The following is a 25053-nucleotide window of genomic DNA, read 5'->3' as shown; positions in this document are numbered from 1 at the left end:
CCCGGCGATGGTGTGGACTCCGCCTCGACTTGGCGGGATCCAACAGTCTCGCTGAGCGGCGGCTGTCCGTGCAAAACGGACGTGTTGTTGGATGTTGCTCGTGACGAGGATCACGCCGACGCGGTCCGGGGGGCGGACTTTGTTCATTCCCCACCATCGCGGGGAGCGGGGCTTTGTTCCGGGCGGCGGTGGGGCGGCCCGGGACCGCGCACTAACGTCGGTGATCGTTCCCACCCCCACCACCTCGCGGAGCCCCCTCATGAGCACTGCTTCCGTCTCCCTCCGGCCCGGCACCGTCCTCGCCGACCTGCTGCCCGCGAGCCGCGTGCGCGACATCGCGCTCGTCGTCGGCGGCGCCGCCCTGACCGGGATCGCCGCGCAGATCGCGGTGCCCGTGCCCGGCTCCCCGGTCCCCGTCACGGGCCAGACCTTCGCCGCGCTGCTCGTCGGCACCGCCTTCGGCGCCCGCCGCGGCTTCCTCTCGCTGGCGCTGTACGCCCTCGTCGGCATGGCCGGCGTGCCCTGGTTCGCGGGCGGCACCTCCGGCGCGGGCGGCGCCTCCTTCGGCTACGTGCTCGGCATGCTGCTCGCCGCCACCGTCGTCGGCGCCCTCGCGCGGCGCGGCGCCGACCGCTCGGTCCTGCGTACGGCGGGCACGATGGCACTCGGCTCCGCGGTGATCTACGCGGTGGGCGTCCCCTACCTGATGGCCGCCACCGGGATGTCCCTGAGCGCCGCCGTCGCGGCCGGGCTGACCCCGTTCCTGATCGGCGACGCCCTCAAGGCGGCCCTCGCGATGGGCGCCCTGCCGGCCGCCTGGAAGCTGGTGGGCCGCCGCGGCTGACGCCTGCGCCGCCACCCCCGTACCGGCCGGAGCCCGGCCCGCCTGACGAGGCGGGCCGGGCTCCGGTGCGTGGGGCGCAGGACCGGGCTCGGTCAGCTCTCGACGGCGGCGGCCCGCTTGCGGCGGAGGTCCAGGGCCACGCCGACGGCCACGACCAGGCCGGCGACGAGGGTGGAGAGGGTGACCACCTCGCGGTTGGCGTCGTCCACGAACATGTAGCCGATCACGAACATGATCAGTGCGGCGGTGGCCCAGGTCAGCCACGGGAAGAGCCACATCTTCACGGTGAGCTTCTCCGGGGCCTCGCGGACCAGGATCCCGCGCATCCTCAGCTGGGTGAAGCAGATCACCAGCCAGACGAAGAGCGCGATGGCGCCGGAGGAGTTCAGGAGGAAGTTGAAGACCGTGTCCTTGAACGCGTAGTTGAAGTAGACGGCGACGAAGCCGAAGACCGTGGAGCCGAGGATCGCGGCGACCGGCACGCCCTTGGCGTTGACCTTCGCGAACGCCTTGGGGGCGTCGCCGCGCTCACCGAGCGAGAAGGCCATGCGGGAGGCGGTGTAGAGGCCCGAGTTCAGGCAGGACAGCACGGCGGTCAGGACGATGACCTCCATGATCGTGCCGGCGTTCGCGATGCCGATCGAGTCGAGGGCGGCGACGTACGAGCCCTTCTCGGTGATCGACTTGTCGTTCCAGGGCAGCAGCGTCAGGACGACGAAGATCGAGCCGAGGTAGAAGACGCCGATGCGCCAGATGACGGAGTTGGTGGCCTGCGTGACCGCCTTGCGGGGGTTCTCCGACTCGCCGGCGGCGAGGGTGACGATCTCGCTGCCCATGAAGGAGAAGACGACCATGAGCACACCGGTGAGTACGGCGCCGTAACCGTTGGGGAAGAAGCCGCCGGTGTCGGTCAGGTGCGCGAAGCCCGCGCCGGGGTTGTCGGAGCCGGGCAGGAGGCCGAAGACGGCCAGCATGCCGATGACGACGAAGGCGCCGATGGCGACGACCTTGATGCCCGCGAACCAGAACTCGAACTCACCGTAGGAGGCGACCGAGCCGAGGTTGGTGACGGTCAGCACCGCCATCACGATCAGCGCCCAGGCCCACTGCGGGACGGCCGGGATCCAGTTCTCGAGGATGGCGGCACCGGCGGTGGCCTCGACCGCGAGGACGACGACCCAGAAGAACCAGTAGAGCCAGCCGATGGAGAAGCCCGCCCAACGGCCGAGCGCGCGGTCCGCGTAGGCCGAGAAGGAGCCCGAGTTCGGGCTGGCGGCGGCCATCTCGCCGAGCATCCGCATCACGAAGACCACCATGGCGCCGACGAGGGCGTAGGAGATCAGGATGGCGGGGCCGGCCTTGGCGATGCCGCCACCGGAGCCGACGAAGAGGCCGGCGCCGATGACGCCGCCGATGGCGATCATGGACAGGTGGCGGTTCTTGAGACCGGCCTTCAGACCGTCGGAGGGCAGGCCTTCACCGGGGTTGCCGGTGGGGTCGCCTGCCTTCTGAAGGGTCGTCGTGGAGCTCATGGACGGATCCTTAGGTTTCTCGGGTTGCGAGCCCCGGCATTCAAACCTGAGATGAACGCGGGACGGAAGACCTCAATCCGGATCGCTGCGCCGGGAGGAACGTCCAGGACCGGCGTCCTGCCGTGTCCCATCTGCGTCCTTTGGGTTTACTTGAGCTTTAGAAGTGACTTACGCGACACCCGCTGCGGGCTGTCTGGGCTCCTCGTGCCACACTCGTCCCATGCGCGTGTACCTCGGATCCGACCATGCCGGCTTTGAGCTCAAGAACCACCTCGTGGACTGGCTCAAGAACAACGGCCACGAGCCCGTCGACTGTGGCCCCCACATCTACGACGCCGTGGACGACTACCCGCCGTTCTGCCTCCGCGCCGCGGAGAAGACCGCAGCGGACGAGGGCAGCCTCGGCATCGTGATCGGCGGCTCCGGCAACGGCGAGCAGATCGCCGCGAACAAGGTCAAGGGCGTCCGCGCCATCCTGGCCTGGAGCGTCCAGACCGCCCAGCTCGGCCGTGAGCACAACAACGCCAACGTCATCTCCGTCGGCGGCCGGATGCACACCCAGGACGAGGCCGTCAGCTTCATCGAGGCCTTCCTGGCGACGCCGTACTCCGGCGAGGAGCGCCACACCCGCCGCATCGAGATGCTCTCCGCCTACGAGCAGACCGGCGAGCTCCCCCCGATCCCGGCCCACCACCCGCAGGGCTGATCCCGCTTCCGGCCGTGCCGCCCGCGGATGCGGGTGGCACGGCCGTCGTCTTGTCCCCCCCCGTCGTCTCCTTCCCTCTTCTCCTGAGGAGTGCGCAGTGCCCGAGGGGCATACGATCCACCGCCTCGCCGAGGACCACCTGGCGCGGTTCGCCGGACGGCCGGTCGCCGTCAGCAGCCCCCAGGGCCGGTTCGCCGAGAGCGCCGCCCTCCTCGACGGGCGGATCCTGGACGGCGTCGACGCCCACGGCAAGCACCTCTTCCTCGGATTCAGGGGGAGCGGATGGATCCACATCCATCTCGGACTCTTCGGCAAGTACGCGGTCGGCCCCGCACCCGCCCCGCCGGCCACCGACACCGTCCGGCTGCGCCTGGTCAACGACGACCACTTCTCCGACCTGCGCGGCCCGACCACCTGCGCCTGGATCACCGACGAGGAGAAGGACGCGATAAGCGCCCGCCTCGGCCCGGACCCGCTGCGCAGCGGTGACGACCCGGACCGGGCCTGGGCCCGCATCTCCCGCTCCCGCACCACCGTCGCCGCGCTGCTCATGGACCAGAAGGTCGTCGCCGGCGTCGGCAACGTCTACCGCGCCGAGGTCCTCTTCCGGCACGGCATCGACCCGTACCGCCTGGGCAAGGACCTCACCCGCGCCGAGTGGGACGCCATGTGGGAGGACCTGGCCGCCCTGATGCGCCAGGGCATGCGCGACAACCGCATCGACACCGTCCGCGACGAGCACCTCCCCGAGGCGATGGGCCGGCCGCCCAGGGTGGACGACCACGGCGGCGAGGTGTACGTCTACCGGAGGGCGAACATGCCCTGCCACATCTGCGGAAGCGAGATCCGCACCGCCGGCCTGGCCGCCCGCAACCTCTTCTGGTGTCCCGCCTGCCAGCAGAACTAGCGCTCTCTCGTCGCACGGCTGTTCGTGCAGTCGTACCGGACATCCCGCCCATCGCCTCGTAAAGTCTGCAATCCGCACATCTTCAGAGCCATGCGGCCATCCCCGACCGGGCAATCCATGACGGCACGGGCGTTTCCGGGCAGCCCCGAACCCCGGGTGCGGGGGTACCCCTGCGCATTCACAGCCAGGATGGATAAGGTCCCGAAGCAATGGCCGGAGCACGCGTGGAGACCCTTCTGGCCCGGATGCGCATGCGGTCGCACCGGGGCCGCACCGCCCTGCGCAAATCCGCCGTCGACTACTTCCGCGGAGACGCCTCCGACTGGCTCGCCTTCGCCGGGCTGCTGCTCACCGTCCCCGCCATAGCCTGCGGCACGCTGATGCTGCCCGTCTGGTTCTCGCCGGCGGCGCTCGTCCTGCCGATCGTGGCCGGCGGCCTCCTGCTCCGCCCCGCCAGCCTCCTCGCCCTGTACGCCGCCTCCGCGGCCGCACTGATCGTCGAGGCCCTCGTCCTCGGCCCCTACACCCAGGGCCCGGCGCGCGTCACCCCCGGCACCGTGCTGGTCGTCGCCGCCTGCGGGCTCTTCGGTCTTCTCATCGCACAGTTCCGCAGCCGCGTGGGTGTGCCCTGGCGGCGCGGCGGCACCATGCTCTTCGACCTGCGCGAACGCATCCGCGTACAGAGCAAGCTCCCCACCCTGCCACGCGGCTGGCACCGCGAGATGGCCCTGCGCCCCGCCGGCGGCCAGTCCTTCTCCGGCGACTTCGTGGTCGCGGCCCGCACCAACGGCGGCCGGACCCTGGAGATCGTCCTGACCGACGTCTCCGGCAAGGGCATGGAGGCGGGCTCCCGGGCCCTGCTGCTGTCCGGCGCCTTCGGCGGGCTGCTCGGCGCACTGCCGCCGCACGGCTTCCTGCCCGCCGCCAACGGCTACCTGCTCCGCCAGGACTGGGACGAGGGCTTCGCCACCTCCATCCACCTCGTCCTGGACCTGCAGACCGGCGACTACGAACTCCTCTCGGCCGGCCACCTGCCCGCCCTCCAGCTCTGCGCCGGCACCGGCCGCTGGCAGGAGAAGTCCGGCGAGGGCCCGCTCCTCGGCGTCTACGACGGCGCCGAGTTCACCCCCGCCCGCGGCAACCTCCGCCGCGGCGACGTCCTGATGCTCTTCACCGACGGCCTCGTCGAGACCGCCGACCGCGAGATCAGCGAGGGCATCGACCGCCTCACCGGCGAAGCCGACCGCTACGTCTCCGCCGGCTGGGAGGGCGCGGCCTGGCACCTGATCGAGAAGGTCGCCAAGGACGTCAACGACGACCGCGCCCTGCTCCTCATCCGCCGCTCTCCCTGATCCGGGCGGGACCTGCCCCCGGACCCCGGGCCGCTCCACGTGGTCCGGGCCACTCGCCCGGGCCACTCGCCCGGGATTGGCCCGCCCCGGCGGCCGCGCGCGGGCCTACCGTGCCCCCATGGACCGCACGCTCGCCGCCGACCTCGCCCGGCTCCCCGACCTGCTCGACGCCACCCGCCGCGCCGCCGCCGAGGCGCTCGCCACCCTGGCCGAGCGCCCCGTCGTACCGCCCGCCCCGAAGCCGCGGGACCCCGCACCGCTCCCCGAGGAGGGCCGCGGCACCGAGAGCGCCCTCGCCGCGTTCCGCGAACGCTGGGAGCCGCGGCTCTCAGCCTCCGCCGGCCCCCGCTACCTCGGCTTCGTCACCGGCGGCGCCACCCCCGCGGCACTCGCCGGGGACTGGCTCACAGCCGCCCACGACCAGAACTCCAACTCCTCGATGGACGGCGCCGGCCAGGACCTCGAACGCGAGACGGTGGGCTGGCTGCGCGAGCTCTTCGGCCTCTCCGACGCCCACACCGGCACCTTCGTCAGCGGCGCCACCATGTCCAACACCACCGGCCTCGCCATCGCCCGCGAATGGCTCGGCGAACGCCTCGGCGTGTCCCCGGCCGACGACGGTGCCGCGGCCCTCGGACCGGTCCGCGTCCTCTCCGGCGCCCCGCACTCCTCCATCGCCAAGGCCCTCTCCTTCCTCGGCCTCGGCCGCAGCTCCCTCGTACGCGTCCCGACCCTGCCCGGGCGCGAGGCCGTCGACCCCGCCGCCCTCGACCGGGCGCTGGCCGACACCCCCGGCCCGGCGGTCGTCGTCGCCAACGCCGGCACCGTCAACACCGTCGACTTCGACGACCTCCCCGCCATCGCCGCCCTCCGGCCGCGCCGCGACTTCTGGCTGCACACAGACGCCGCCTTCGGCGCCTTCGCCGCGCTCTCCCCGGACCACGCGCACCTCGCCGCAGGCCTCGACGCCTCCGACTCCGTCTGCGTCGACCTGCACAAGTGGCTCAACGTCCCCTACGACAGCGCCGTCCAGTTCACCCGCCGACGCGACCTGCAGGCCCGCGTCTTCCAGAACTCCGCCGCCTACCTCGGCCCCCTCGGCGAACACCCCGACCTCGTCCACCTCACCCCGGAGAACTCCCACCGACTGCGCGCCCTCGCCGCCTGGTTCACGCTGCGCGCCTACGGCCGCCAGGGCCACCGGGAGATCGTCGAACGCAACATCGCCGGCGCCAGGGCCCTCGGCGCGGCCCTGGAGGAGGACCCCGCCTTCACCCTCCTCGCCCCGGTCCGCCTCAACGTCGTCTGCTTCACCCTCGCCGAGGACCCCGATCCGGCCCGGCTGACCGCCCTGCGCGAGGCGGTGTCCGCCGAGGTGTTCGTCACCCCGACCGTCCACGAGGGAACCGCCGGGCTGCGCGCCGCGTTCTCCAACTGGCGTACGACGCAGGCAGATGTCCGCCGGGCCGCCGAGGCCCTGCGCACGGCAGCGAGGGAGATCGCATGACCGGCAGTCCGCTGACCCTCCTGGAGGTCGAGGCCCTGGCGCGCGAGGCGCACGAGGGCCGGACCGACAAGGCCGGCAGGCCGTACGCCGAGCACCTCGCGGCCGTCGCCGAGGGCGTACGCGTGCGCGGCGGCAGCCCCGAACAGCAGGCGGCGGCCTGGCTGCACGACGCGATCGAGGACGAGGCGCTCAGCCTCACCTGGCTGGATTCCGCCGCTCTCGCGCAGTCCGTCAAGGACATGGTCCTCGCCGTCACCAAGCGCCCCGGCGAGCCGGTCGAGCGTTACGCGGCCCGCATCCTGGCCACCCCGGGCGCCCTCCTCGTCAAGGAGGCCGACCTCGCCCACAACGCCGACCCCGCACGCCTCGCCGTGCTCGACGGCCCCACCCGCGAGCGGCTGTCCGCGAAGTACGCGTATGTCCGTTCCCTCCTGGGGCTCACCGCCCCCTGAGCCCCCTCGCCCCACGCGGTGCGCGACGGCGGGACGATGGCCTTTCGTCACGGGGCGTATGACTGCGGCCCGTTGGTGGGAGGATGGTCCATGTGGGGGCATTCCCGGCCGTTGCGCCCCCGGCCGACCAGGGGACGACCGAAGGTGTGATCAGAAGTGGCCATTTCGCTGTCAGTGGTGGTTCTGTTGGGGGTCATCCTGGTGGTGCTGATCCGCGGCAACCACATCAAGACGGGCCCCGCCATCGTCGCGGCCCTCTTCGGCTTCTTCCTGGCGTCCAGCTCGATCGCGGACGACGTGAACCGTTTCCTCAACTCGCTGGCCACGATGATCGCCAACATCAAGCTCTGAGACCCGGCGCCATGACGCCATAGAGCCCCGGCCCTCGCCCCCCGGCCGATCCTCCGGCACCCGCCCGGCCCCGCCACCGCCGAGCCGGACCGCGGGCCGACTCCGTGCGACGCCCTGCCCGCGGCGAATCCGCGGGGACGGGCTCGGGGCCGGTTCCTGCCACCAGCGGGTGGCCGGAGGCCACGCGGACCGGCTCGCCGTCCCTGCACGTACCGGGGCGGCCCGGAATCCGGCCCCGCGGAGCCCGGAGCGCGTTCCCCGGAAGGCGGCGGCGTTCTCGGCGGTCCCGCCGTACGGCGGCTCCGCGAACGCGTCGGCGACGCGCCGGGCGGTCACCAGATAGCCGGAGAACCGGACGCCCGGCCGCTCCTTCGCCCACCCGTCGGCCTTCTCGGCCGCAACCAGCACGGTCGAACCGGGGACGGGGCGGTGCATGCGTTCCGCACTCCCCGCGGGCACCGCCAACTGGCAGTGCACCTCGTTGACCGTCAGCACCTCCAGAGCGGTGGGAGCCCCCTCGCCCCCGCCGTGGTGCTCCTCGTGGAAGTCGATCCCGGCCGCCAGATCCTCGCCGACGACATCGGCGTAGTCCTCCGGATCGGCCTCCAGGAGCTGCCACGACACGACGTCCCCCGGCGCGAAGTCCTCGCCGCAGCACTGCATCTGCCAGTCGTCAACCCAAACGGTCAGTGTCATGGGGCCATGGTCCGCCCCACCAACCCACCCCACCAGCGTTTTCCCGGCCCCACCGGCCCCGCGGGCCAGCCGCCCGACCATGCGCTCGCCCAGCGTTGCCCCGGCTGCCCCGGCAGCGGGGCCACCTACGGCGCGGGACGGGCTCCGGCGCCGGCGCACACGGATGGGCGGCGCTGATGCCGGCCCCGGGAATGACCAAGGGCCAGGCGGAGGAAACATCCTCTGACCTGGCCCTTCGTGCTTCAGAGCGGGCGACGGGAATCGAACCCGCGTAGCTAGTTTGGAAGATCGCGTACGCGCGGGAGATCCGACCTGGCAAGCCTCTGACCTGCACGCGAGCCGAGCGCCCACCGCTGTTGACCGCTATTTCCCGCTGCTCGCCGCCTGATCGGGCACACGAAGGGCACGCGGGCAGACACGGACGTCAGAGAAACATCTCCGGCATCGGGCACGCCTCCAGCGCCTCGTCCGGCCGGTCGGCCCAATGCCACCAGACATGTCGAGCAGGGCACTTCCACAGCGAACGGCAGACCCGTTCGCCGTCGTCCTCCCGGCGGCAGAGCACGAATCCGCCGAACTTCATGGCCTGGCTGCACTCAGGACAGGTCGGCGCGTTGCTGGTCATGTTGAGGACCATAACGGCGTTGCGTTGCCCTGCCGCGCTCCAGCAGGATTCAGGCGGGGAGGGCTGACCATGGAACGGCATGAGCTGATGCGGCTGCTGGCCGGCGACGACGAGGCATCGAAAGCTGCCCTGGCCGCCCTCGTCGATGGCGCCGACTATGTCGTGTGGGAGGGCGTGGGGTTGTCCTCCGAGGACTACGCCCGGGGCTATGAGAGCCGACGTAGGTCGTTCCAGCGAAGAGGGATAGAGCTCCTGGGTTGGGAAAGAGCGGTGCAACTGCTCCGCGAGCGCACCCAGCCGATCCGCACAGGGAAGATCACAGCTGTCGACAGCTCCTGGAGCTACCAGCTCTTCCTCACCGAAGACGGCAGCGAACTGGTGGCTTGCATCGGCGGACGGCGGCCCGAGCGGCGCGCACCCCAGTAGCAGTTCGCTCGGCGGGTCAGAGGTCGCCCTGAGCCCGCTCAAGCCCCTCCATGAACGCATTGTGGGATGCAAGCTCCGCAGCCCGGCAGGGCGCGGTGAGGAACATCTCCTGAGCCTCGCCGAGGCTGCATCCGACCACCTGTCTGGTCACCATGACCGCATCGACACCGTCGCAGCCGATCTCCTTCAAGAACGCCTGGAGAGCCGCGCCGTCGTGGTTCTCCGCCCACACGCGCCCTGCCGTCGCAGCCAGTTCGGCTATGCGGGCCGTTCGCTCCGCATCCACAGCGTTCCTCTCCCTTTCCGCCAGTCGCTCTAACGGTCTACAGGGATCTCGTAGACGATCTCGCACAACGCGGCGGGGATGACGATGTCGGCCGTCTCCACGGGCTGTCCCTGGTCGCTGTAGTACGTCCGTCGGATGTGGGTGACCAGAGCGGCCTTCTGGATTCCGAGGAGCGATGCCTCCTCGGTCGTCGCCTGCCGCGGCTCCGGCTGCTCCACGGCATGGCTGACGGTGATCCCGATCGCAGCCATCCGGTTCACTACCCCCACGCCGGCGTGCGGTCCACCTTCCGGCAGGACGACAAGCGTCCCGGCCGTGAGCCCGTACGGCTCCCAACTCGTCGACAACTGCACGGGCCGACCATCAGCGAGGAACTCGTAAACGGTCCGGACACACAGCTCACCCTCCGCAATCCCAAGCCGGGCAGCGATCTCACCCGGTGCCGGCACCTTCGCTTCGGTCCGGCTTTCCCAGTTGCCCTGCTTCCCGAGGGCCTGCATGTCCGCCCGGAACGGGGAACCACCTGGCTGCTCGCGAGCGGAGGACCGTACGACCCGCACACGCCGACGAGGCTCGGCGACGTACGTGCCCGACCCCGCGCGGCCCTCCAGCACTCCCTGGGAGATCAGCAACTCCTGCGCCCTGCGCACGACGTTCTCGCCCACACCACACTCCTCGGCGATCTGAGCACGTGAAGGAAGCCGATCCCCGGCGGTCCACACGTGCTCCGCGATCCGCTGCCGCAGGACGTCGGCGATGCGGAGATAAGGCGGCTGCTCAGGCATGTGGAAAATCTAGTCCACTAGCTCTAATCTAGTTAACTAGCTTCACTCAACGTGTTCAAACGGCGACGGAGGCCCTGTGCCCGCATCGGAATCAAGGGCCGAGGACCTCGCCGCCCGCCTGTCGGCCCTCGGGCTGGCCACGCGCGTGGAGCCGCACAGCACGTACACATCGATCGAAGTGGAGGTACCGGAAGCGCTGCCCGCCGAATCGTGGCAGGAGGTCCTGGAAGTCGTGGCAGAGGCCGACCGATTCGGCCTCTTCGCCAGCAGCTTGACCGGCCGCACCCTCTGGGCCGCCGTAAACGAAGCGGTCCCCGCGACGGGCGATGTCCGGGGACCTGGCCGTCAGCGATAGGAGCTGATCAGCGTGCACAACCGTATGGGCCCCACCACCGCCCGCACCAGTGGGCGACACCTCCCGGCACCCCCACCTGCGCCGCCCACGAGCGCCGCCTACCGGTCGAGCTCATGCGCGATTGGCACGCACTCGGAGTGCGCCCAGTCGTCCCCCTCCACCGCACCCGTCGGCGTCCCTGTGATCTACGAGGCCTGCGACTGTTCCTGCCACGCCCCGGACGCTGCGCCGACCCCGCGGCAGGTGAACCCTTGAGCGGCTGGGCGCCCAGAGGCGCGCTCGCAGGCCACATCGAGATCACCTCAATCAGCGTGCAACGCGGTGACGTCATCCAGATCGGCGGCCAGCCGTGCCGCGTCACCGACCTCGTCCAGCTCCCTGCCGGCGCCAAGCGGGTGTTCTTCGAGTCGGGCGAGGTGCTGACGATGCACGCGCGCAGCCGCCTCATCGCTCTCCGGCTGATGAGGAAGTGGTGACGACCCCTGTGCCCTCTCGCCGCCACACCATCGCCGACGACCTCCGTCACCAGATCTCGTCGGGCAATCTCAAAGCTGGCGAACGCCTCCCCTCGGAGGCTGAACTCGCCACCCACTACACGGTCAGCACATCAACCCCTTCGAAACGCCCTCGCGCTCCTCCAAGGCGAAGGCCTGGTCGAGAAGATCCACGGCAACGGCAACTTTGTCAGCCGCCCCGTCCGCCGGATCACGTACACCGGTGGGACGGCTGCACTGGTGCCCTGGACTCCGTTCTCCGCACCCTTACGAATGACGGCCCGCACCACGAACATCGAGGCGCCCAGCCACCTGACCACCTTGCTGGGTGTGCCGCCCCGGACGCCCCTGACCGAAATCCTCTTCACCACCCACGAGGGGAAGGCGCCCCACAGCCTGGCTTACACCTACGTACCTCACGACCTCGCGCCGGCCGCTCCACCCCTGCCCGAGCAGATAACCGCAGCCCTGGCAGACCGCCGCCCGCCACTGTCCGAAGTCCGAGAGCGCGTTAGCGCTCGCCTCCCGACCCAGGAGGAAGCAGCGATCCTCCGAATCAGCTCTTCCTTGGCGGTCCTCTCACTCATCCGCGTGGCGACCGACGCCACCGGCCGCGTGGTCGAGGCAGCCCTCTTCGTTCTCCCTGGAGACCGAGCAGACGCCCTCTTCACCACCCGCGTCGCCGAGGAGAGGAGCTCGAAGGCATGACCGAGAGCAACGAACTGCGCCTTCTCCCGTGGTCTGGCCCCGACGACAAGCCCTGCTACCTGAGTGCCGACACCCCCGCCGGCTACCTGTCGCGCCTCGCCGACAACACCGAAGAGATTCAACTCGGTTTGGGGTCCGAGCTGCTGGCCCACGCTGCGGAAGTACTCGCCGATGCAGACTCGAATCTGGAAGAACTCCGCCTCCTGGCAACAGATCTGACTGGCGCCCTGCAGGACGCGCTCCGCGTAGCAACCAGCCGCGGCCACCGCCTGCCCCGCGCGTAGCCCGGTCCGCCTACGATGAACCGCTGACTCGGCCCAGCTAGCAGGAGCTCGCGCTATTCAACTGAGCGGCCCAGACCTAGTCGGGCCGCTCAGGAGCCCACGGCTGCGGAGCCCACAACGTCTAGAAGCGTCTACGAGATCACGCACCTAGACCTCCTAACAGCGTCCGTCTTCGCGTCCTGCGGCGACGAGATCTGCGGCCCGCGCTGGCATGGGCCTCTCTTCCCGCCGGTCAGATCCGACTGTTCGTCAGCTCCTGGGAGCCGCCGATCACGCCTTCGGGACCGCCACCTCGTCCACTGTTTGGGGAGCGGATTTCCTTGCCTCTATCGGCTTCGTGCCGATCTACGCCTCGCGAGGCAACCCGCACCCCGGATCAGCCCCCCAGCTGAACCGGGACCAGCAGCGGCTCAGCTGGTAGTGAGTATCGAAGACTTGGCCACCCGATGAGTCGTTCAACTATGGACCGAGTGACATCAGAGGAGGGAAGATAGAGCCTAGGCAGGCATGGTGGCGGTGAAGCTTTCCTACGCAGAATAGGTGATCGGTGTACATTAAGAGGGTAGTTCTCAAGAACGTAAAAAGTTTTACGGAAGCCGATCTGGAACTTTGCCCAGATGGGGAAAGCTACCCCGGCTGGTGTGTAATCACTGGGGACAACGGATCCGGGAAGACTGCATTCCTCAAATCAATCACTTTGGCGCTTTTGGGTCCTGGTGACTCAAGGGCCCTGGTTCCGGAATTTCGCGGCTGGGTTACCGAAGGGGAGGAATCCGGGTCCATCTCGGTTGAGGTGAAACCAAACCATGAATACGACAAGAGTGCCAAGGGTGGATTTCCAGTCCAAAGTACATTTTGGGCTGAAGTGGAGTTTGTGAAGAGTAATAATGCATGGCTAATGGAGCCTGCCGATATCTTTCGGAATAAGAAGAAGAGTGCGGTTAATGGCCCGTGGGCGCCAGGTACTGCGGGCTGGTTCACTCTCGGATACGGTCCATTTCGCAGACTGTATGGCAGTAGCCCGGAAGCGCAGCGCCTCATGGTGATCCCGGGGAGGATCCCTAAATTCGCCACGCTGTTCAAGGAAGATGCCACGCTCGGGGAGTGTGAGCAGTGGGTGAAGCAGCTTAACTACAAGAAGCTCGAATCGAAGGAAACTGAGACTGAAACCCTGGACCGTCTCCTTCAGCTCATCGGAGATGACTTCCTCCGAGAGGGAGTTAGCATCTCGGGCATCGACAGTGATGGAATCTGGATTAATGATGCCGCAGGACGGCGCATGCCGTTGTCGGATATGAGTGAAGGGTATCGATCGGCTCTCGCAATGCTAATCGATATCTTTCGTCATATGGTTGACGTTTACGGCTCTGTTGATCTTATTCGGCAGAGAGAAGATGGTACGTATTTCGTGGATCGTCCAGGAGTTGTCATTATCGACGAGGTGGACTCGCATCTGCACCCAGCGTGGCAGCGGGAGATCGGGTTCTGGCTTAAGAGGCATTTCCCCCTCGTGCAGTTCATCGTCACCACGCACAGTCCCTTGGTTTGTCAGGCGGCAGATCATGGCAGGATCTATCACGTGCCGCAGCCTGGTCATGGTGAGCCGTTCATGCTGACCAGGGAAGATTACGAAAAGGTGATTGCTGGCAAGCCTGACGAAATCCTATTGACGCCTGCATTTGGGATGCGGAATACGAGATCTCCTATGGCGGTCGACGCACGCAAGAGGAGGGCTCGGCTTAAGTCGAAGGAGATGTCTGGGCAAGCGCTATTCCCGGAAGAGCAGAAGGAGTTGGAACAACTCGAGCTCTTTGTCTGAGGGGTGGGTGGGGGGTGCGTAGGATTGTGCGAGAGGTCATCGCTCTTCGAAGAAGAGTTGAACTCCATAAGCGGGCCGCAAAGGTCGGGACGTATGACGAGGCCCGTGCGGAATGGAAGCGGTATCGGGATACCGTGGGGGCGAAGTCACTCGTCTCAACCCTGGAAAAGATGCTTGGTAGCAGGAAGCGCTGTGTCTATTGCTGCGATTCGCGGTCCTCAGATATCGATCACTTCAAGCCGGTGAAGCTCGATCTCCGCGTTACCTTCAAGTGGAAAAACTTCATCCTGATCTGCCCTGAATGTAACCGCTGCAAGGGATCGAAGTTTGAGTATGGTCTCGATGGAAAGCCCCTCCTTGTTGACCCAACGGCAGTGGACCCCTGGGACCATCTCGTATTGGATGTCGACTCTGGCGTGATGGCTCCGAGATACTTCAACGGTAACTTTGACGCTCGCGGTGAGTACACGCTGGACGTAGTGTCTCCAGTCAACGACGAGGCGACTGTGGAAGGGCGTAGGCGGGCCGCGGAGAGGTATCTTGACGTTGCCGAGAGCGCGGTCTTGGAGGGAGACACGGACGCTGTTAGGCGCACACTCGTCAAGGTAGTTAAGTATGACGAGTTTGGGCTGGCTTCCTGGTTCGCCTTCAGGGAGGGCAGCCGGATCGAATCGTTCGTTTCCATTAAGAGAGATCACCCCGCTTTGTGGCGCAAATTCTGCTCACTTGCGTGTCGGCAGGCGCTCAACGCACTGGAATCCTGAACATGTAGAACTAGGTTGGCGGAGCGGCTTTGGCCGGTGTCCTGCCCGGTTTGGGGTCGAGCATGATCAGGGGGCCGTACGCTAGTTGGCAACTCGGTCAGGTCTTTGGGCCTGACCGCAATGTGATCGAGTGGCCCCCTGGTCTTGCTCGACGCGGGACCCGAACCGGGGAGGTGGGTAAAGCCGTGGAGGCGACCGCCCCGGCCACAGCGGGTTTCCCCACCACCTACCCGAGCCGTAGGCGTGCGGCTGGCGGTCGGGCTGGAGCGGGGCGGAGACAGGAGCGCAGGCCCGGGCGACGGGCCGCGCGCGCCGCGCCGTGCGCGGCGGGTGCCTTGATGAAGTAGGGAAACTCTTACCGCGCTGCCCGGCTCAGAGCGCGAACGGCTGGTATGCCAGGGCTCGGTTTACGACCTTCTCGGCGCTCAGGTCGGGGGTGAAGTCCCAGAAGATGTAGTCGGTGATGTACGGACACCTGAGTCCGACTTTGAGGGACTCCAGGGCTGCGTCTGCTTCGGCCTCGTCGGTGATGCTGCCGTCCATGAGGCGTTGGACGAGCTCCACGACTTCGTCGCGTGTCACGCCGTGAGGAGGTGGCGGCCGTCGTGGCTACGGACGTGGGGGCCTGCTTCGTCCAAGGCATCCAGGAGTCGGATTGCGTAGACCTCGGACATCTGGGCTGCGACTTCGTCGGGGGTGAGCCAGGCAACCGCGGTCGACTCTTCCGAGGTGCGCTCTGTGCCGCCGGTCGGCTCGCAGCGGAAGACCAGGGCGACGATGCCGCGGGTCGTGTTCTTGTAGACCCCGGTGAGGTCATTCACCTCGACCTCGATGCCGGTCTCCTCCAGGACCTCGCGGCGGACGCCGGCCTCCGGGGATTCGGTGAGTTCGAGGACTCCGCCCGGGAGCTCCCAAGTTCCGTTGTCCGCTCGGCGGATCGCCAGGAGTCGGCCGTCCTCGCGGAGCACTGCCCCGGCTACGGACACGGAGTGCAGTGGCGTTGACTTGGCCTGCGGGGAACCCGTACTCATGTACAGGAGCATAGGAGGAAGAGAAGGACTATGGGAACCGCAGTAGGAGGTGGCCGAGGGGCTGTGCCGCGCTACGTGCAGATCGCCGACGACATCGTGCAGCAGATCCGCGCCGGCGCGTTGAAGGCCGGCGACATGGTGCCGAGCGAGTCCGAGTTGGTTGAGCGCTATGGCGTCGCCGGCGGGACGATCCGCAAGGCCATGGTCGAGGTCCGCGCGAGTGGGCTGGTCGAGACACGGCACGGCAAGGGCTCGTTCGTGAAGGCCCGGCCGCCCGTCCGGCATCGGTCCTCCGATCGCTTCCGGCGTACCCACCGGCAGGAGGGCAAGGCGGCGTACCTCGCCGAGTCGGCCCAGTCCGGGGCTGAGGCCTCGGTGAGCATGCTCTTCCGCGGGCCCATGGAAGCGCCGGAAGAGATCGCTGAGCGGCTCGGGGTAGCTGTGGGGACTCAGGTGCTCGCCCGGCGGCGGCTGTACTTCCGGGACGGGACGCCGGTCGAGACGGCTACCTCGTACCTGCCGTGGGACGTCGCGAAGGACATCCCCGAGCTGTTCGCCGACAACCCCGGGCCCGGCGGCATCTATGCCCGGCTGGAGGACCACGGGCACGTCTTCGCCGAGTTCGTGGAGACGCTCCAGGCCCGGCCGGCGGCCAAGGCTGAAGCCACCGAACTGTCGCTGAGCCCCGGCTCACCGGTCGTGCATCTGCTGCGGAACGCTGTCACGGAGGAGGGGCGCGTCGTCGAGGTCTGCGACACCCTCATGGCTGCTGACCAGTTCGTCTTTGAGTACCGGATCCCCGCGCGCGACTGACGCTCGCTCAACTCCTCACAGCCCGCCCCGAGTTTCTGCTCGCGGCGGGTTGACTCATGTATAGGAGTGATGCACTCTTCTTCATGTCACTCCTGTAGAGGAGTGAAGGAGTTCGACCCCTTTAGAGGAGTGATCTGCTGTGCGTCAGATTCCCGTCGACACCTCCGGCGCGACCGTGATGGTCGCCCAGCCCCCGCAGCTGAAGATGCGGGACAAGAAGACCGGCCAGATCGCCCTGGATGGCGACACCGGAGACAACCTCATGACCGTGGACGTGTTGTTCGTGATGAACGGCAACGCCGAGGTCATCCCGGTGACGGTGGCCGAGCCCGGCATCTCGGGTGAGCTGGCCATGGGTACGCCGGTCGCACTGACCGGCCTGGTCGCCCGGCCGTGGGAGAACGAGTTCAACGGCCAGAAGCGCCACGGGATCAGCTTCCGCGCCGTGGCGGTGACCTCGCTGGTCAAGGCGGGCTGAGCATGGACGCCTGCTGGGTCCCGCTGCTGGTGGTCCTCGTCGCCGCGCTCCTGCTGCGCTGGATGCGGCCTACCTGGTACTGGCTGACCTTCGGGGTCACCTTCGCGGCGGTCCGCGTCCTGATCCGCTACCGCTCGGTGATGGACGCCTGCGGGCTCACCGTTCCGCCGTCCCGCTGGCGGCTGGCCCTCGCCCGGGTCGCCAACCGGCCTGTTCCTGAAGCCCGGTCGCCCCGCATCCTTTGGCTTCGTCCCACCGTGACCGGCCTGGTGCTGAGGCTGAAACTCCGGCCCGGTCAGGACGCCTTCGACTTCTCCGCGTCGTCCGACCGGCTGCGCCACTCTTTCTCGCTCCACAACGTCGTCTCACGAGAGGTCCGCTCCGGTGTGGTCGAGCTGAGGATGACGGGGTACGACGTGCTCAGGCGGGTGCGCATGCCAACGGTCGTTCCCGGTGAGGGGCTCCGGGTGCCGGTGGCTCTCCGGGAGGACGGGGAGGTCCACTACCGGGACTACCGGCAGGTCCCGCACGCTCTGAACGTCGGCGCGACCCAGTCGGGGAAGTCCGTCTATCAGCGGACACTTGTTGCGGGGCTGGCACCGCAGAACGTCGCCCTCGTCGGGATCGACTGCAAGAACGGCGTGGAGCTCGCGCCGCTGGCAGCGCGGTTCACCGCCCTGGCAGACAACCCGGGTGCCGCGGCTGACCTGTTGGCGGCTCTCGTCGCCTACATGGGCCGCGTCTACGAACTCATTCGTACCGAGCAGCGGATCAGCGTTGCCCTGCCGGACGCGGAGATCACTGCGGACATCTGGGACCTCCCCGCGCACCTGCGACCTGTTCCGGTCGTGCTCCTGGTCGATGAAGTCGCGGAGCTCGCACTCGCCGCGAACAAGGCCGAGGAGGCTCGGCGGGATCAGATCGTCACCCATCTCGTGCGGCTCTCCCAGCTCGGCCGCGCCGCCGGCATCTACCTGGAGATCTGCGGGCAGCGCTTCGGCTCCGAGCTCGGCAAGGGCATCACCATGCTCCGCGCCCAGCTCACCGGCCGCACCGCCCACCGCGTCAACGACGAGACCTCGGCGAACATGGCCTTCGGGGACACCTCCCCGGACGCCGTCCTCGCCGCGGTACAGATCGACAAGAACCGCCCCGGCACGGCCGTAGCTGGCGACTCCTCCGGTGGCTGGTCCCGGATCCGGGCACCGCACACCACGCTCCGCCAGGCCGTGGACACCTGCAACGCCCACGCGCACCGCACCCCGAGCATCCCGGAGCTGGAGCCCTTCCGGCCCGCCGTCCCGGTACGCGTCCTCATCGGCAAGGTCCAGCCGAAGACCACTACGGCAACTGCCTTCTAAGCACTTGGCCCCACCCGGTCGGCGCGGCCTCACGCGCCAAGTCCTTACCCCACCCATGCCTGAAAGGAGGTGAACCCCATGCCCCGCCTGGTCCGTCCGGACGCCGTCCTCGTCCAGGCCGTCATCGCCGGAGCCCTCTCCTTCGCCCACCTGCACGACCTCGCCGAAGCCGCCGGACAGCACGGCTGGAAGGCCTGGGCCTACCCGGTCAGCGTGGACCTGCTCCTCGTCGCCGCCTGGCACCGCCTCCGCAGCCTGCGCGACGCGGGGGAGCCCGCGGGCTCGGCCTGGTCCTGGTTCGTCGTCGCCCTCGCGGCCTCACTCGGCGCGAACGTCGCCACCGCCGGCCTCCTCGACCTGGGCGACGTCCCGGACTGGCTCCGGATCCTCGTCGCCGGATGGCCCGCCCTCGCGTTCCTGGGCGGCACGCTCCTGGTCCATCGGCCTACGCCGTCCAGCGAGCCGGAGACGGTGCCTGGCCCGGAGCTACCGCCCGCGGTCGAGAGGGCGACAGAACCCGGCGTACAGGTCGCCTCGGCCCCCGCTCTGCCGGCCCCGGAGCCCGCGGCTGCGGTCTCCGCTCCGCCCGCGCTCGTCGCGCACGCCCAGAAGATCGCCGCCGACCACCGCGCCCGCACCGGCTCGGCCATCGACACCGAGACCCTGCGCGCCCGGCTCGGCGTCCCGTCGCCGATGGCAGAAGCCATCGCTGCCCAGCTCGTCTGAGGAGCTCTCATGCCCGTACGGATCAACTTCCGCTCGCTCATGAAGATCGGCCCCGTCCAGATCGGCACCTACCGCGACCGGCACGGACGCACGAAGGACGCCGCCGTCTGCGTCAACGACGGATGCGGCTGGTCCTCCGACTACAGCTCGTCGACCGCCGCCCAGCTTGCCGCCCGCTCTCACCGCTGCCGCGTCAGCTGACCCCAGAAGGAGCCCTCTCGTGGATGTCCCGCTCTGGCTCGCCCTCATCGTCGTCGGCGTTCTCGGCTACAAGCTCATCCGCCCGCCTCTCTGGCTCGTCGCCGTGATCCTCCTCGGCGGCTTCCTCCTCGCGGACAGCTTCCTCGCCCCGGCCATCGACACCGCGATCAACAAGTAACCCGCCCTGGAAGGAGAACCTCATGATCCGGCCCAAGATCCCGGTCAACCCGCTCCCGACCGGCCTCGTCACGCCGCTCATCCAGCCGACCACCGCTGTCGAGCCCCACCGCGGCCCGGCCCCAGTCTGCGGCTGCTCTCAGACTCCTGTGCCCGGCGAGTCGGCCTCCCGCGCGCTGCCCGCGGTGCGCCTCACTCCGGCCAGCCTCGTCGCCGCCGTTGCCGGTGGTGCGGGCCTGGTGCTCGTCGTCGGCGCGGTCCTCGTCTCGATGCTCCTGGCTGTCGCCATCATCGGCGCCTCGGTCGCCGTCTGCGCCGTCGTGATGCGCTCGCTGCTCAACGGCCAGCACCACGGCTGACCGGCCCCGGGACGGCCTCAACCGCCAAGTCTCCGCCGTCCCGGCGCCGTGCTCCTGCCCGAACCAGAAGATCCGGAAGGAAGCACCATCATGTCCCAGCACCACCCCACCTCGGCGCAGGTCTGCCCGAACTGCGCCGGCTTCCCCGCCGTGAGGGTCTCCCTCGGCGGCCGGGACCGCACCGGCGCCCTGCGCACCATCACCGCCCACTGCCCGGCCTGCCACGGCATCGGCCTGCGCCGCCCCGCCTGCACTGACGGGCGGGTGACCACGTGAACGACTCCGAGACCCTCGCGGACCTGGATCCCGGCCTCCTCGGCGACATGCTGAAGGTGGCCGGGGCTCCCGGTTACGCCCGCTGGGAGGACCAGATCCGCCGCACCGGCGGCTGCTCCGACCCGATCCACATCACCGGCTGGAGCGTTGCCAAGGACAAGGCCTCGGGGGAGGTCCTGCACCGGTACTCCACCGAGAACGAGCCCGGCGCCCGGCTCCGGATCGCCTGCGGCAACCGTCGCGCCTCCCGCTGCCCTGCCTGCGCCTGGACCTACTCCGGGGACACCTACCACCTGATCCGGGCCGGCCTCGCCGGGGACGACCGCCGGAACATCCCCGCCGCGGTCCGCGAGCACCCCCGAGTCTTCGCCACCCTCACAGCGCCGTCGTTCGGCCCGGTCCACAACCGCTCCACCGGCCGCCCGTGCCGCTGCGGCAGGTACCACCAGGAGGACGCGCCCGAGCTCGGCACCGCCCTCGACCCGGCCGCCTACGATTACGCCGCCGCCGTCCTCTTCAACAACCACGCCGGACAGCTCTGGCAGCGCTTCACCACCCGCCTTCGCCGAGAGATCGCCGCCTCCGCCGGACTGACCCAACGCGAGCTCAAGGAGGTCGCCCGGGTCTCCTACGGCAAGGTCGCCGAGTTCCAGAAGCGCGGCGCCGTCCACTTCCACGCCGTGATCCGCATCGACGGACCCGACGGCCCGGACACTCCGCCGCCGGCCTGGGCCACCACCGGATTACTCGACCGTTCCGTCCGCGCCGCCGTCGCCCACGCGTACACCTCGGTCACGGTCCCGGCCGCTGCCGACCAGCCCGCCCGTACCTTCCGCTGGGGCTCGCAGCTCGACGTACGGCCCATCAAGGCATTCGGGGACGGCTCCGACATCACCGAACAGGCTGTGGCCTCGTACGTCGCCAAGTACGCGACCAAGGCCGCGGAGAACACCGGCACCCTCGACCGCCGCATCGGCAACCGGGAAGCACTTCTGCTCCTGGACGTGCCCGACCACGCCGCCCGGCTCATCGCGGCATGCCTCGACCTGGACCCGCTCTACCCGGAACGCCGCCTCGCAGCCTGGTCCCACATGCTCGGCTTCCGCGGGCACTTCTCGACCAAATCCCGTCAGTACTCGACCACACTCGGCGCACTCCGCCAGACCCGCGCCGACTACCGCGCGGCGCAGGAGCGGGAAGCCCGCGGCCTCGGCGACGTCGAGCCGGACACCGTGCTCGTCCTCGCCTCCTGGCAGTACGCCGGCCACGGACACAGCCCGGGGGAGTCCGTCCTCGCCGCCACCATCGCCCGCGGCATTCAGCTCAACCGCCAGACCGCCCGCGAAGCCCTGCAAGGAGAGCAGCATGAATGAGCGCTACCTCAGCGTCGTCCAGGTCGCCGAACTGCTCGGCACCACCGTCCGGTTCCCGCGGCGGCTCGTCGAGGAGCGGCGCATCACCTACGTGAAGGTCGGAAGGCACGTGCGGATCCCCGAGAGCGCCGTGCGCGCGTACATCGCCGCCCACACCGTCGAGCCGCGTCGGCGCCGTCTGGGGGTGGCTGCCTGATGGCTGGAAAGCGTCGTCAGTTCGGGCGGGTGCGGAAGCTTCCCTCCGGCCGCTATCAGGCGCGGTACGTCGGACCGGACGGGCAGCTCCGACCGGCCCCGGAGACCTTTCGGACCAAGCGGGACGCGGACGACTGGCTCGCCGACAAGCAGACCGAGATGCGTCGCGGCGACTGGTACGACCCGGACGCCGGCAAGGTCGCCTTCGGTCCGTACGCCGCCGCCTGGATCAAGGAGCGGGAGCTGACCAGCACCACGCGGCAGCTCTACGGATCGCTCCTCAAGCACCACCTGGAGCCGGCGTTCGGTGCCGTCAACGTGGGGGAGATCTCGGCACCGCTCGTTCGGCGCTGGCGTGCCGACAAGCTCGCCGCCGGCACCGGTCCCACCACCGTGGCCAAGGCCTACGCCCTGCTGCGGGCCATCCTGGGTACGGCCCTGTCCGATCAGTTGATCAAACGGAACCCGTGCCAGATCAAGGGCGCCAGCACCGTGCACACCCCGGAGCGGCCGACCGCCACCGTCGAGGAGGTCTACGCCTTGGCCGCGGCAGTGCAGGCCCGGTACCGCGCGCTGATCCTGATGGCCGGGTTCCTCGGACTCCGCTGGGGTGAGCTGATCGGGCTGCACTGCCGCGACGTCGACCTGGAGCACAGAACTGTTCGCGTCCGCCGGTCCGTCGCGGAGCTGGACAACGGCCAGCGGGAGATCAAGGCGCCCAAGAGTGCGGCAGGGAAGCGGACCGTCTCCATTCCTGACGTGATCGTTCCGGAGATCCGCGATCACCTGGACACCTACGCCGAACCGGGGGCCGATGGGCGTGTCTTCGTCGGCGCCAAGGGAGCGACTCCGCGCCGGAACCACTTCAATCTGCTGTGGCACAAGGCGTGCCGGAAGACGGGGATCAAGGGGCTGCACTTCCATGATCTCCGGCACACGGGGAACACCCTTGCCGCCTCCACCGGCGCCAGCACCCGGGAGCTGATGGCGAGGATGGGCCACAGCACCGCCCGCGCCGCGCTGATCTATCAGCACGCCAGCGCCGACCGGGACCGGCTGATCGCCGACGCGCTGAGCGGGCTTGTGCAGAAGGGCCGGCGGGGCACGAGCGAGGCCAGGGGGCACGCGGGGGACACGTAGCCCCCGTCACAGCCCCGGGAACGCATCAGGGCCAGGTCGAGGAAACATCCTCTGACCTGGCCCTGAGCCATGGAGAGCGGGCGACGGGAATCGAACCCGCGTAGCTAGTTTGGAAGACTAGGGCTCTACCATTGAGCTACGCCCGCATTGCGTGCGCCGCAGGTCCGGGGACCCTGGCACGGACAGCATCCTAGCGGGTCGTTCCGGCGGATCGCACACCACATTCCGTGCCCGCTCCGCGGCCTGTCCGAAAGGGCTCTGGAAACACCGCGCATCAGAGGGTCTCCGGGCATGTACCCTACGTGTCGCACCGACGGGGTGTGGCGCAGCTTGGTAGCGCGTCCGCTTTGGGAGCGGAAGGTCGTCGGTTCGAATCCGGCCACCCCGACCACCGCAAGATCGCGTTGTGGGCTGATTGCCGCTTGCGGCTACTATGCAAGCTGCGTGCCCGTGTGTCTGATGTACCGGGCCGAAGTCCGCTGAACCGCTGAATCGCAGCGAGACGGCAGATATCCCAGCAGTCAGCCACAAGGAGACCGAACCGTGAAGAGCGCCGTTGAGACCCTGAACCCGACGCGGGTTCGGCTCACTGTTGAGGTGCCCTTCGAGGAGCTCAAGGACAGCCTCGACGCGGCGTACAAGAAGATCAACCAGCAGGTCACGGTGAAGGGCTTCCGCAAGGGCAAGATCCCGGCCCGCGTCATCGACCAGCGCTTCGGCCGCGGTGCGGTGCTGGAGGAGGCCGTCAACGACGCCCTCCCGAAGTTCTACACCGAGGCCGTCAACGAGGCCGACCTGAACCCGCTGGGCCAGCCCGAGGTCGACATCACCGAGCTGAAGGACGGCGAGCTGCTGGCCTTCACCGCCGAGGTCGACGTGCGTCCCGAGATCGAGATCCCGGACTACTCCGGCATCGAGGTCGAGGTCGACGCCATCGAGGTCTCCGACGAGGACGTCGAGAAGTCCGTCGAGCAGCTGCGGGGCCGCTTCGCGTCCACCAAGGACGTCGAGCGCGCCGCCGCCGAGGGCGACGTCGTCACCATCGACCTCGAGGCCAAGGTCGACGGCGAGGTGCTGCCCGACGGCGTCGCCTCCGACGTCTCCTACACGATCGGCTCGGGCGAGCTGCTCGAGGGCATCGACGAGGCCGTCACCGGCCTGGAGGCCGGCGGCGAGGCCACCTTCACCTCGCAGCTGAAGGGCGGCTCCGCCGAGGGCAAGGACGCCGAGGTCACCGTCAAGGTCACCAAGGTCTCCGCCAAGGAGCTCCCGGAGCTGGACGACGAGTTCGCCCAGATGGCGAGCGAGTTCGACACCCTCGAGGACCTCAAGGCCGACAGCCGCAAGCGCCTCGAGAACATGAAGCAGTACGACCAGGCCACGCAGGCCCAGGAGCGCGTCCTGGAGAAGCTGCTGGAGCTCGTCGAGGTGCCGATCCCCGAGAAGCTGCTCGAGGACGAGGTCAACACCCGCAAGCACAACCTGGAGCACCACCAGCTCGGCCAGATGGGTCTCGACCTGGCGAAGTACCTGGAGTTCCAGGGCAAGACGGTCGAGGAGTTCGACGCCGAGACCAAGGACCAGGCGATCAAGGGCATCAAGACCCAGTTCGTCCTGGACGCCCTGGTCAACAAGGAGAAGCTGGGCGTCAACCAGGAGGAGCTCACCGAGCACCTCATGCGCCGTGCGCAGTCCTCCGGCATGTCCCCCGACCAGTTCGCCCAGGCCGTCGTCGAGGGCGGCCAGGTCCCGATGCTGGTCGGCGAGGTCGCCCGCGGCAAGGCCCTCGCGGTCGTCGTCGAGGCCGCCAAGGTCGTCGACACCAACGGTGACGTCGTGGACCTCTCCGACGACGAGGACGAGGTCGAGACGGCCGCCGAGACCGTCGAGGCCGCCGTTGACGGCGACGACGAGGTCAAGGCCGACGAGGCCAAGTAACACCCCCGGCGAAGCCCGCCGAGCAGTGCCCGAAGGGCCCGGACGCAGCCGCGTCCGGGCCCTTCTGCGCGGCTGCGGCCCGGCCGCGGCAA

The 25053-nt window shown here is 68.9% G+C and carries 32 protein-coding genes, 2 tRNA genes and 2 pseudogenes; 28 read left to right on the top strand and 8 right to left on the bottom strand.

What is annotated here, in order from left to right:
* Window positions 1–259: 259 nt before the first annotated feature.
* Window positions 260–844: a biotin transporter BioY gene (locus AVW11_RS06390; RefSeq protein WP_030840723.1), complete on the top strand. Its 585-nt coding sequence runs from the start codon at window positions 260–262 to the stop codon at window positions 842–844.
* A gap of 92 nt (window positions 845–936) precedes the next feature.
* On the opposite strand, the gene AVW11_RS06385 is transcribed toward AVW11_RS06390, so the two are convergent.
* Window positions 937–2376, bottom strand: a complete 1440-nt coding sequence (locus AVW11_RS06385; protein WP_076043479.1) for an amino acid permease — start codon at window positions 2374–2376, stop codon at window positions 937–939.
* Window positions 2377–2596: 220 nt separating this feature from the next.
* Here AVW11_RS06385 and AVW11_RS06380 point away from each other — a divergent pair, with 220 nt between their 5' ends.
* The 6 genes from AVW11_RS06380 to AVW11_RS06355 all read left to right on the top strand — a co-directional run bounded on the left by AVW11_RS06380 (window position 2597) and on the right by AVW11_RS06355 (window position 7651).
* Complete coding sequence (locus AVW11_RS06380; RefSeq protein WP_046774897.1) at window positions 2597–3082, top strand: ribose-5-phosphate isomerase; 486 nt, start codon at window positions 2597–2599, stop codon at window positions 3080–3082.
* 97 nt (window positions 3083–3179) lie between these two features.
* Window positions 3180–3989, top strand: coding sequence for an Fpg/Nei family DNA glycosylase (locus AVW11_RS06375; protein WP_076043478.1), 810 nt, complete (start codon window positions 3180–3182; stop codon window positions 3987–3989).
* Window positions 3990–4198: 209 nt separating this feature from the next.
* Window positions 4199–5341: a PP2C family protein-serine/threonine phosphatase gene (locus tag AVW11_RS06370; protein WP_060177981.1), complete on the top strand. Its 1143-nt coding sequence runs from the start codon at window positions 4199–4201 to the stop codon at window positions 5339–5341.
* A 118-nt stretch (window positions 5342–5459) separates the two neighbouring features.
* On the top strand, window positions 5460–6848 hold the full coding sequence (locus tag AVW11_RS06365) for a pyridoxal phosphate-dependent decarboxylase family protein (protein WP_076043477.1): 1389 nt from the start codon (window positions 5460–5462) through the stop codon (window positions 6846–6848).
* Window positions 6845–7300: an HD domain-containing protein gene (locus AVW11_RS06360; RefSeq protein WP_076043476.1), complete on the top strand. Its 456-nt coding sequence runs from the start codon at window positions 6845–6847 to the stop codon at window positions 7298–7300. The genes AVW11_RS06365 and AVW11_RS06360 overlap by 4 nt, the downstream gene beginning before the upstream one ends.
* A gap of 156 nt (window positions 7301–7456) precedes the next feature.
* A complete protein-coding gene (locus AVW11_RS06355) occupies window positions 7457–7651 on the top strand; it encodes a membrane protein (protein WP_030026959.1) in 195 nt (64 codons plus the stop codon).
* 339 nt (window positions 7652–7990) lie between these two features.
* Here AVW11_RS06355 and AVW11_RS38240 read toward each other — a convergent pair.
* Window positions 7991–8347, bottom strand: a pseudogene (locus AVW11_RS38240) (DUF6578 domain-containing protein); the annotation flags it as partial.
* A 424-nt stretch (window positions 8348–8771) separates the two neighbouring features.
* The gene (locus tag AVW11_RS06350; RefSeq protein WP_076043499.1) at window positions 8772–8972 is read right to left on the bottom strand and encodes a dehydrogenase; all 201 of its coding nucleotides are present in this window, start codon (window positions 8970–8972) and stop codon (window positions 8772–8774) included.
* 69 nt (window positions 8973–9041) lie between these two features.
* Here AVW11_RS06350 and AVW11_RS06345 point away from each other — a divergent pair, with 69 nt between their 5' ends.
* Entirely contained in the window at window positions 9042–9398 is a 357-nt protein-coding gene (locus tag AVW11_RS06345; RefSeq protein WP_076043475.1) for a hypothetical protein, read from the top strand.
* 16 nt (window positions 9399–9414) lie between these two features.
* Here AVW11_RS06345 and AVW11_RS06340 read toward each other — a convergent pair whose 3' ends face one another.
* Together AVW11_RS06340 and AVW11_RS06335 are read right to left on the bottom strand one after the other, a co-directional pair.
* Window positions 9415–9684 (bottom strand): hypothetical protein, encoded by a 270-nt coding sequence (locus AVW11_RS06340; protein WP_076043474.1) that lies wholly within the window; start codon window positions 9682–9684, stop codon window positions 9415–9417.
* Window positions 9685–9713: 29 nt separating this feature from the next.
* The gene (locus AVW11_RS06335; protein WP_076043473.1) at window positions 9714–10469 is read right to left on the bottom strand and encodes a GntR family transcriptional regulator; all 756 of its coding nucleotides are present in this window, start codon (window positions 10467–10469) and stop codon (window positions 9714–9716) included.
* A gap of 76 nt (window positions 10470–10545) precedes the next feature.
* Here AVW11_RS06335 and AVW11_RS06330 point away from each other — a divergent pair, with 76 nt between their 5' ends.
* The 7 genes and pseudogenes from AVW11_RS06330 to AVW11_RS06300 all read left to right on the top strand — a co-directional run bounded on the left by AVW11_RS06330 (window position 10546) and on the right by AVW11_RS06300 (window position 14893).
* Window positions 10546–10824 carry a hypothetical protein gene (locus AVW11_RS06330; protein ID WP_076043472.1) on the top strand — a complete coding sequence of 93 codons (279 nt, stop codon included), beginning with the start codon at window positions 10546–10548 and terminating at the stop codon, window positions 10822–10824.
* 311 nt (window positions 10825–11135) lie between these two features.
* The gene (locus AVW11_RS06320; RefSeq protein WP_318658163.1) at window positions 11136–11300 is read left to right on the top strand and encodes a hypothetical protein; all 165 of its coding nucleotides are present in this window, start codon (window positions 11136–11138) and stop codon (window positions 11298–11300) included.
* Window positions 11294–11386: pseudogene (locus AVW11_RS39195) on the top strand (GntR family transcriptional regulator); the annotation flags it as partial. The gene AVW11_RS06320 and the pseudogene AVW11_RS39195, both read left to right, overlap by 7 nt.
* 205 nt (window positions 11387–11591) lie before the next feature.
* Window positions 11592–12026 carry a UTRA domain-containing protein gene (locus tag AVW11_RS39190; RefSeq protein WP_420856367.1) on the top strand — a complete coding sequence of 145 codons (435 nt, stop codon included), beginning with the start codon at window positions 11592–11594 and terminating at the stop codon, window positions 12024–12026.
* Window positions 12023–12310, top strand: coding sequence for a hypothetical protein (locus AVW11_RS06310; RefSeq protein ID WP_076043469.1), 288 nt, complete (start codon window positions 12023–12025; stop codon window positions 12308–12310). Before AVW11_RS39190 ends, AVW11_RS06310 begins: the two co-directional genes overlap by 4 nt.
* A gap of 547 nt (window positions 12311–12857) precedes the next feature.
* Window positions 12858–14129 carry an AAA family ATPase gene (locus AVW11_RS06305; RefSeq protein WP_076043468.1) on the top strand — a complete coding sequence of 424 codons (1272 nt, stop codon included), beginning with the start codon at window positions 12858–12860 and terminating at the stop codon, window positions 14127–14129.
* 26 nt (window positions 14130–14155) lie between these two features.
* Window positions 14156–14893, top strand: coding sequence for an HNH endonuclease signature motif containing protein (locus AVW11_RS06300; protein WP_143568813.1), 738 nt, complete (start codon window positions 14156–14158; stop codon window positions 14891–14893).
* A gap of 372 nt (window positions 14894–15265) precedes the next feature.
* On the opposite strand, the gene AVW11_RS06295 is transcribed toward AVW11_RS06300, so the two are convergent.
* Window positions 15266–15475 carry a hypothetical protein gene (locus AVW11_RS06295; RefSeq protein WP_076043466.1) on the bottom strand — a complete coding sequence of 70 codons (210 nt, stop codon included), beginning with the start codon at window positions 15473–15475 and terminating at the stop codon, window positions 15266–15268.
* Window positions 15472–15936, bottom strand: a complete 465-nt coding sequence (locus AVW11_RS06290) for an NUDIX hydrolase (protein WP_076043465.1) — start codon at window positions 15934–15936, stop codon at window positions 15472–15474. Before AVW11_RS06290 ends, AVW11_RS06295 begins: the two co-directional genes overlap by 4 nt.
* An 18-nt stretch (window positions 15937–15954) precedes the next feature.
* On the opposite strand from AVW11_RS06290, the gene AVW11_RS06285 reads away from it, so the two are divergent.
* From AVW11_RS06285 to AVW11_RS06240, 11 genes are all read left to right on the top strand, one after another.
* On the top strand, window positions 15955–16737 hold the full coding sequence (locus AVW11_RS06285; protein WP_076043464.1) for a GntR family transcriptional regulator: 783 nt from the start codon (window positions 15955–15957) through the stop codon (window positions 16735–16737).
* 139 nt (window positions 16738–16876) lie between these two features.
* Window positions 16877–17215: an SCO3933 family regulatory protein gene (locus AVW11_RS06280; protein WP_030650012.1), complete on the top strand. Its 339-nt coding sequence runs from the start codon at window positions 16877–16879 to the stop codon at window positions 17213–17215.
* Window positions 17216–17217: 2 nt separating this feature from the next.
* Window positions 17218–18576: an FtsK/SpoIIIE domain-containing protein gene (locus AVW11_RS06275; protein ID WP_076043463.1), complete on the top strand. Its 1359-nt coding sequence runs from the start codon at window positions 17218–17220 to the stop codon at window positions 18574–18576.
* A gap of 78 nt (window positions 18577–18654) precedes the next feature.
* Window positions 18655–19302, top strand: coding sequence for a DUF2637 domain-containing protein (locus tag AVW11_RS06270; protein ID WP_076043462.1), 648 nt, complete (start codon window positions 18655–18657; stop codon window positions 19300–19302).
* Between the two features lie 9 nt (window positions 19303–19311).
* Window positions 19312–19503 (top strand): mobile element transfer protein, encoded by a 192-nt coding sequence (locus tag AVW11_RS06265; protein ID WP_030650006.1) that lies wholly within the window; start codon window positions 19312–19314, stop codon window positions 19501–19503.
* A 19-nt stretch (window positions 19504–19522) separates the two neighbouring features.
* The gene (locus AVW11_RS36385; RefSeq protein ID WP_107048169.1) at window positions 19523–19681 is read left to right on the top strand and encodes a hypothetical protein; all 159 of its coding nucleotides are present in this window, start codon (window positions 19523–19525) and stop codon (window positions 19679–19681) included.
* Window positions 19682–19703: 22 nt separating this feature from the next.
* The gene (locus AVW11_RS06260; RefSeq protein WP_076043461.1) at window positions 19704–20039 is read left to right on the top strand and encodes a SpdD-like protein; all 336 of its coding nucleotides are present in this window, start codon (window positions 19704–19706) and stop codon (window positions 20037–20039) included.
* A gap of 90 nt (window positions 20040–20129) precedes the next feature.
* On the top strand, window positions 20130–20315 hold the full coding sequence (locus AVW11_RS06255; RefSeq protein WP_076043460.1) for a hypothetical protein: 186 nt from the start codon (window positions 20130–20132) through the stop codon (window positions 20313–20315).
* A gap of 47 nt (window positions 20316–20362) precedes the next feature.
* A complete protein-coding gene (gene repSA / locus AVW11_RS06250; protein WP_076043498.1) occupies window positions 20363–21688 on the top strand; it encodes a replication initiator protein RepSA in 1326 nt (441 codons plus the stop codon).
* Window positions 21681–21884, top strand: coding sequence for an excisionase family DNA-binding protein (locus tag AVW11_RS06245; RefSeq protein WP_030819205.1), 204 nt, complete (start codon window positions 21681–21683; stop codon window positions 21882–21884). The genes repSA and AVW11_RS06245 overlap by 8 nt, the downstream gene beginning before the upstream one ends.
* Complete coding sequence (locus AVW11_RS06240; RefSeq protein WP_076043459.1) at window positions 21884–23023, top strand: tyrosine-type recombinase/integrase; 1140 nt, start codon at window positions 21884–21886, stop codon at window positions 23021–23023. Before AVW11_RS06245 ends, AVW11_RS06240 begins: the two co-directional genes overlap by 1 nt.
* A gap of 75 nt (window positions 23024–23098) precedes the next feature.
* Here the strand turns inward: AVW11_RS06240 and AVW11_RS06235 are convergent.
* Window positions 23099–23169 (bottom strand) — tRNA-Gly (locus AVW11_RS06235).
* Window positions 23170–23337: 168 nt separating this feature from the next.
* Here AVW11_RS06235 and AVW11_RS06230 point away from each other — a divergent pair.
* A tRNA-Pro gene (locus tag AVW11_RS06230) sits at window positions 23338–23414 on the top strand.
* A 152-nt stretch (window positions 23415–23566) separates the two neighbouring features.
* The gene (gene tig / locus AVW11_RS06225; protein WP_030840747.1) at window positions 23567–24961 is read left to right on the top strand and encodes a trigger factor; all 1395 of its coding nucleotides are present in this window, start codon (window positions 23567–23569) and stop codon (window positions 24959–24961) included.
* The last annotated feature ends 92 nt before the right edge of the window (window positions 24962–25053 follow it).

Source organism: Streptomyces amritsarensis, assembly GCF_001953875.1.
In the GTDB taxonomy this organism is placed as follows: Bacteria; Actinomycetota; Actinomycetes; order Streptomycetales; family Streptomycetaceae; genus Streptomyces; species Streptomyces amritsarensis.
The sequence above is the reverse complement of the archived record's forward strand: the minus strand, read 5'-3'. Positions and strand labels throughout refer to the sequence as shown.